1 protein-coding gene is annotated in these 772 nt (G+C 49.6%); it reads right to left on the reverse strand.

Annotation, left to right across the window (positions count from 1 at the left end; translation table 11 throughout):
* Positions 1–772 (reverse strand): secretin GspD/PilQ domain-containing protein (locus tag J7438_RS26315; RefSeq protein ID WP_503003951.1); only part of this gene is annotated, 772 nt, incomplete at both ends.

Below are 772 nucleotides of genomic sequence, written 5' to 3' on the forward strand. Positions count from 1 at the left end.
TTCCGAGTTACGCATGATGGTGGGGCGGATAAACAACATCAGGTTCTTTTTTTCATCGCCGCTCTGATTGTAACGGAAGAGGTTGCCCAAAATCGGGATGCTTCCAAGCAGTGGCACTTTTTTCCTGGTTTTGGATTTGATGTCTTCAATCAGTCCACCAATAACGACGGTCTGACCATCGTCCACCAGTACCGCGGTCTTCAGGGAGCGGGTATTGAACAGCAGATCATTGCTGTCGGTGCCAAGGAGCTGTTTGGTGGTGCCAACATCCAGTGAAGAAACCTCCTGCTCCAGCATCAGTCTCAGACTGTTGCCTTCATTGATATGGGGGGTGATCTTGAGTTTTAATCCCACATCCTTGCGCTCAGTGGTGGTAAAAGGGTTATTGCTATTGCCACTGGATGACGTCTGGTATGAGCCGGTTTTTATGGGAATATTTTTGCCGATAATCAGCTCTGCCTCCTCATTATCCAGGGTCAGCATACTGGGGGTAGACAGGATATTGTTATTGGACTTTGAGCTTAACGCACTGACCAGAACACCAAAGTTATCAGCACGCAGCGCCAGGGATCCGAGGGCAATGCCGGTGTTATCCAGAATATGCCCGGTTATGCTGCTTTTAATGCTGTTACCTGAATCGGAGCTGGTTGATGTACCACGGATCGTGTCAGTCCCATCAATGCCCCACTGAACACCCAACGCATCATTAATCCCACCAGACACTTCAACAATAACGGCCTCCAGCAACACCTGGGCCCTGGGAACATCAAGC

This window comes from Thalassotalea sp. G20_0 (genome assembly GCF_017744175.1).
Classification (GTDB): domain Bacteria; phylum Pseudomonadota; class Gammaproteobacteria; order Pseudomonadales; family Endozoicomonadaceae; genus Endozoicomonas.